This window comes from Burkholderia sp. Ac-20379, from assembly GCF_017104645.1.
Classification (GTDB): domain Bacteria; phylum Pseudomonadota; class Gammaproteobacteria; order Burkholderiales; family Burkholderiaceae; genus Burkholderia.
The window spans coordinates 1-5,738 of the sequence record NZ_JAAGPF010000397.1; the positions used below are offsets into that span (position 1 = coordinate 1).

The window sequence follows — 5,738 nt, forward strand, 5'->3', positions numbered from 1 at the left end:
TTTCGTTGCCGCGTTCGCCGCCGGCTCGGCCGGTTCGGGGAACGTCGCGCCGCCCTTGTCGGCCATGTAGACGACCGCGCGCGCGATCTCGAAATCGCTGACGTCGTCGGGGCTCGTGCCGCCGCGCGCGGGCATCGCGCCCTTGCCGGTCAGCGCCGCGTGCAGCAGCGTGTCGTAGCCCTGGGCGATGCGCGGCGCCCAGTCGCCCGCGTTGCCGAACTTCGGCGCGCCGGCGGCGCCCGCTGCGTGGCAGGCCGCGCAGACGGCCGTGTAGATGGCTTCGCCGGTCTTGTAGGTGCGCGGCGCGTTGGCGTCCTTGACGTCCACTTGGGCGATCGGCGCGATGCGCGCGGCCACGGCGGCGTCCGACAGGCCGTCGGTGCCGGCGCCCACGCGGAACGCGTGATCGGCGTAGGTGGCGAACAGGATGATGATCACGATCGGAATCGCGAACGACGCGACGATGACGGCGATCAGTTGCCCGGGCGTCTTGATGGGCGCTTCGTGATGGGGCGCTTCGCTCATGCTGGCCTCGTCTCCGTGAATAGGAATTAGGTCGGGTCCGGCTGCGGCAGAATGGCTGTTGACGGAAGCTCGAATGATTATAGACGCCTCTTTTTCGCCCGGAAGGGGGCTGCGCGGCGGGCGTTTACCCGCAAGCCGGAGGCCGCGCGGGAGGCGGCCGGCGCGCGGTGGACGCTGTCATGGAAACAAGGTATGCTCTCGCTCTTGCCGGCGTTGCACCCAGGTTTTACGGGGTCGTGACGCGGTTTCCCGAAGCGCCCGTAGCTCAATGGATAGAGTACTGCCCTCCGAAGGCAGGGGTTGCTGGTTCGATCCCAGCCGGGCGCGCCAAGCCTGATCAGGCATTCAGCGGTTTCCTCTCCTCGTCGTTCGCGCCTCGTGCAGCTGAATTGCAGCCGCACGGTTTCCGTTCGTGCGGCCATCCCGACCGATTCAATCCTCGCTCGCCTTGCTGCCCGATGTCGGCCCGGCGTCCGCCGTCAGCGGCGCGGCCCATTGCGCCAGATGGTCCGCCGACAGATGCGCGTAGCGCTGCACCATCTCCAGCGTTTCCCAGCCGCCGAGCTCCTTGAGCACCTGCAGCGGCGTGCCGCGCTGGACATGCCAACTGGCCCAGGTGTGGCGCAGGTCGTGCCAGCGGAAATCGGCGATGCCCGCGCGCTCGAGCGCCTTGTGCCAGGCCAGCGTCGAGGTCTGGTGCACCGGCCGGCCGCGGTAGACGAACACGCTGTCGCGGCAGCCCGGCGCGCGCGGCGCGGCCTGCTGGCGCAGCAGCACCGCCAGCGCGGTGTCCGACAGCGGCACCGTGATCGCCTTCTTCGCTTTCGCCTGATCGGGATGGATCCAGGCGACCCGGCGCGCCAGATCGACCTGCGACCACTGCAGGCCGGTCACGTTGGCGCGGCGCAGGCCCGTTTCCAGGCTGAAGCGCGCCATCTCCGCCAGATGCGGCGGCAGCTCGGCGAGCAGGCGCTCGGCCTGGGCCGGCGCGAGCCAGCGGATCCGCTTCTCGGGCAGCCGGGTGCGCCGCGTGACCGGCGCGCGATCCAGCCATTCCCATTCGACGGCCGCGTTCAGCACCGCCTTCAGCACGCCGATCACGCGCCGCACGGTGGCCGCGCTGGCGCCGCGCCCGATCGCCACCGGGCCGCTGCGAGTGCGCACCGTGAGCGGCTCGCGGCGCTTGGCCAGCGCGATCGCATCGATGCGATCGCGGTCGATCTCGTCCAGCGCCAGCCCCGACAGATGCCGGTCGAGCCAGCGCAGGTGGGTTTTCGAGGTTTCCAGGCTGGGCAGGCCGTCGCGTTCGGTCACGTAGCGGATCACCGCATCGTTCCAGCGATGGCGCGGTTTCACGCCGAGCCGCGCCTGATTCCACAGCTGCACCTTCAGCCGGTCGTGGAATTCCTGCGCCTGCTCCTTGTCGCGGGTGCCAGTGCTTCCCTGTAGCGGCGTTCCGCCGCCTGGGGGGTGGAGCTTGTATTGCCAGTTCGGGCTGGTTTTTCGTTTGTAGAGCGACATGTCGAGGCGGTGTCCTGGTGGTGAGGCGGCGGCGCGCCGTGCGGTTCGCGCGGGAGCCATTCGCCGGCGAGATAGCGTTGCAGCGCCGCGGCCGAGAAGATCCAGCGCTTGCCGACCTTGCGCCCCGGCAGTTCGCCGGCGCGGGCCTTGAGCCGGATCGTTTCCGGGTGCGCGCCGAGCAGCGCGGCCGCGCCGATCAGGTCGAGCGTGGCCAGCGGGTCGGCCGGCGGCAGCGCAACGCATGGACTCGCGGAATTCGCGGTATTCATCGGCAAGTCCTTGTTCCGAAAGGATTTCGGGTGCCGTCGCCCGCCACGCGCCAGGCATGGCGGCGGGCGGCGACTGATGGCGTGGGAAATCGGCGGTGTCTGTCACCGATGGCGAAACAGTCGCGACGCGTGGCGTTCGGCCCGGCTTCGTGCTGGCCCTCCGCGCCCCCTTCTTTTCCTTTTCCTTCAATGATTTGAAGAGAGAGAGACAAGACGGCGCGCCACGCTTCGTTCGGCCGACCGATGGCGAAAACGGCGTGACCGATGGCGCGGGCGGCTGGATTCGCGGCAGCCGTTGCCTTGCGAATCAAAGGCTTGGGCGAAACGGCCCCGGTTTGCCACGCGTCGTGCGCGCTGCCCGGGCACCCCGGCGGCGCGATGTCGAGCGGCCGGGCCTCGCGCTTCCAGGCTGGCGCCGTGGCCCGGCCGTGACGATCGGCAGGGCGCGCGGGGGGCGGGCGGCGCGGCGAGCCGGGTGGCAGGAGCGGGCGCGCGTTCATGCCGGGCTCCTGGCCAGCGCGTCCGAGGCGAGATCCTCGCGGATCGACACGTGCAGGCCGAAACCGGCCAGCCGCTCGAGCGAGACGGGCGTGAGGTACGGCACGCGGCGCGTGTAGATGCGGCGCTCGACCTCCTTCTCGCCCACCACCACGCCGGCCTGCTTCAACTGCGCCTTGAAGATGCGATCCGATTTCACCGGCAGCCCGTTCCACTTCTCGCGCAGCGCGCTGGTGTGGGCCAGGTGATCCATCACGTGGCCGGTGCGCAGCAGCAGGCAGAACTCGCCGTCGATGGTGTCGAACGTGAACGGGTGCTGATAGTTGCCGCCGTCGATCTCCGACAGCACGGTTTCCATGATCCAGACCCACGGTTCGCGATCGGCGCTGGTCTCGGCCACGTGGCCGTTCATCTCGGTGAGCAGGTCGCGCGCGAAATCGCCCTCGGCCGGATCCATGCCGGCGAACTCGCACAGGTAGCGCCAGGCCAGCGCGACGGCCGCGTAGTTGCCGGCCATGCGCCGCGCGCCGTCGTCCTCGCCGCTGGCGCGGCAGTTGGCCAGCGCCTTGTCGCGCAGCGCCGCGTAGTGCTCGAGCACGGCGTGCCGGTTCAGCCCGGCCAGGAACGCCAGCCACTGGCGCACCGGGAAGCGCGGCAGCGTGTCGGGCATCAGCGGGCCGCGCTTGCCGGTCAGCGTGGTGCGCACCAGCTTGCCGAGCAGGCTGCGCACCGGCACGTCCTCGCCGGCCAGCATCACCGGTGCGCAGAGCAGGTACTCGGTCATGTCGCTGCCGCGCCGCGTGACGGTGTACTGATAGTTCTCCTGCAGCAGGCCGACGGCCTTGTCGATCACGTCCTGGCGTCGCGCCGAAAGCTCTTCCCAGCCGACCGGATGGCTGGTGTGGCTGATGCTCGTGAGCAGGCGGAATTCGGTCTGCAGCGATTGGCCCGAAAACATCGTGAACGCGAGCGTGCGCTCGAGCCGTTTGATCAGCGTCGATTTGCCGGCGCCCTTGTTGGCCTGCACGGTCAGGTGCGGCCAGAAGCCGAGCAGCGCCTTCAGGTGGCCGCCGAGCGCCCACACCAGCGGGAGCGTCGCGGCGTTCTGCCGGAAGGTCTGCTGATAGGCGGCGATCACGCGGCGCGCGTCGGCCACCGGCCCGCTCGGAAACGTCAGGTTGTGATACGGACACTGCTTGTCGGCCTCGGTGAAGTAGCAATCGGGGCCTTCGTTGACGATCAGCCGGCCGTCGCGCCAGGCCAGGCCCACGAAGTTCGCGGCCTGGCGCGCGCCGAGATCCGCGCCGCGCTCGAGGATGTTGACCATCCGCTTGAACGGCGCCGGCGCCCAGATCGGGCCGAACTTGTTCCACTGGTCGACGTTGTGCAGCTGATCGTCGAGCATCACGCGGCGGATCAGTTGCGCGCCGTGGCGCGGCGCCTGCACCGACACGGCGAAGTAGACGGTGGGCGCCTGATCCTCGTCGCCGGTCATGGTGGCGGTGGCGCTGGCCACCGCCACGCGGCTGATGCCGGCGATCCGGAAGCCGCAGAGGTCGGCCAGCACCGGCGTCTCGGCGCCGCTGTCCTCGTTGCGCTCCATCTTGCTGACGTGGCTCGTGAAATCGGCGCGCACGCGAAACCGCCAGTACTGCGCGAAATCGTGCGACGGCAGGAAGATGCGCGGCCGGCCGCGGCGCGTCGCGTCGCCGGCGAGGCCCGCGATCAGCCAGGGCTCGGGCTGCTCGAGCGCGCGCGCGAGGTCGGCCGCGCCGCGCAGGCGCAGGTAGTCGTTGACGTCGTTGATCGGCTGCGGCGCGGCTTCGCCGTCGGCGAGATCGGCGAACCAGTGGCTCTGGTCGATCAGCATCGCGCCGACGTTCAGGCTCGTGAGCCGTTCGTAGAGCGCCCACGCGGCTTCGGGGCCGGGGCGGTGGCCGGCGCGCGGATGGCCCTCGGCGAACGGCGCGTCGTTGTCGAGGCAGATCAGCACCTGCTTGCCGCGCAGGCAGGCGAAACCGATGGCCTCGACGTTCGCCAGCCCGCGCAGCGCGAGCGCGGCCGTGCCGGGCAGCGCGCAGGTGTCGATCGACAGCGCGTTGATCGCGCTCTCGACGACGAACACGCGCCGCGCGCGCTCCAGGCGGCGCGCGTCGGCGGTCCAGCCGTAGCCGGTTTTCTCGCCCTGGGTCTGGGTCTTCACGCCGCCGTTCAGCGCCGGATCGAGATAGCGCATGTCGACCGCGACGACGTGCCCGTCGGCCGGCGCACGCACGACGAACGCCGCGGCCGGGCCGCCGAAGCCCGTCTCGCCGGCGGCGAGTTTCGCGCTGGTCCAGCCGTTGAAGCCGAGCGTGCGCGCGGCGAACGCGGCGTCGATCGCCGCCGCGCCGATGCCGCGCCCGGCCAGGTAGTCGCGAGCGCGTTCGCGTTCGGCGAGGCAGCGGTCGGCGATGTAGTCGACGGTCGATTTCGCGCGCCGCTCGGGCGCCGGGCGCTCGGCCGCCAGGCCGTAGCTGTCGTGCAGGTAGCGCAGCGCGTCGGCCAGGTTGCCGCCGCGCGCGTGCATCACGAGATCCACGCACGAGCCGCCGGCGTCGGCGCTGTGATCGCGCCAGCCGGTGCCGTGTTTCGGGTGATCCACGTAGATCGACAGCGACGGGCTGCGGTCGTCGTGATGCGGCGAGTGGTAGAGCGCGCGTTCGCCGCCGCGGCCGCGCTTCAGGCCCAGGCGCGCGGCCAGCTCGTGCAGGTCGATGCGTTGTTTCAGTTCTTCTATCGAGGCCATGGTCAGGGGCGGGGCTCCGTGGGTTGCGAGGCCGAAGCGAAGGCGAGCGCGCGCAGCGCGTTGGCCGAGGCGGGGAAGCCGAGCGCGAGGCGGGCCGTGAGCGCCGCGAGGAATTGCGCCGGCGTGCCGGCCGGGGT

At 70.8% G+C, this 5,738-nt stretch carries 3 protein-coding genes, 1 tRNA gene and 1 pseudogene; 1 reads left to right on the forward strand and 4 read right to left on the reverse strand.

All coding sequences use genetic code 11. The annotated features are described in order from the left end of the window. Positions 1-525: c-type cytochrome (locus tag G3N92_RS29835; protein ID WP_206131159.1), on the reverse strand; the 525-nt coding region annotated here is incomplete at its 3' end. 254 nt (positions 526-779) lie between these two features. Here G3N92_RS29835 and G3N92_RS29840 point away from each other — a divergent pair. Further along, positions 780-855: transfer RNA gene (locus G3N92_RS29840), tRNA-Arg, on the forward strand. A gap of 102 nt (positions 856-957) precedes the next feature. Here the strand turns inward: G3N92_RS29840 and G3N92_RS29845 are convergent. The 3 genes and pseudogenes from G3N92_RS29845 to G3N92_RS29850 all read right to left on the reverse strand — a co-directional run bounded on the left by G3N92_RS29845 (position 958) and on the right by G3N92_RS29850 (position 5,601). After that, a complete protein-coding gene (locus G3N92_RS29845) occupies positions 958-2,046 on the reverse strand; it encodes a site-specific integrase (protein WP_206131160.1) in 1,089 nt (362 codons plus the stop codon). Positions 2,047-2,123: 77 nt separating this feature from the next. Continuing rightward, positions 2,124-2,315 (reverse strand): annotated as a pseudogene (locus G3N92_RS35400) (helix-turn-helix domain-containing protein); the annotation flags it as partial. Positions 2,316-2,811: 496 nt separating this feature from the next. Next, on the reverse strand, positions 2,812-5,601 hold the full coding sequence (locus G3N92_RS29850) for a toprim domain-containing protein (protein ID WP_206131161.1): 2,790 nt from the start codon (positions 5,599-5,601) through the stop codon (positions 2,812-2,814). Between the last annotated feature and the right edge of the window lie 137 nt (positions 5,602-5,738).

What these genes read in the sequence shown, in the direction of transcription:
- G3N92_RS29845 (WP_206131160.1), bottom strand. Translation starts at nt 2,046, where the DNA reads ATGTCGCTCTACAAACGAAAAACCAGCCCGAACTGGCAATACAAGCTC.
- G3N92_RS29850 (WP_206131161.1), bottom strand. Translation starts at nt 5,601, where the DNA reads ATGGCCTCGATAGAAGAACTGAAACAACGCATCGACCTGCACGAGCTG.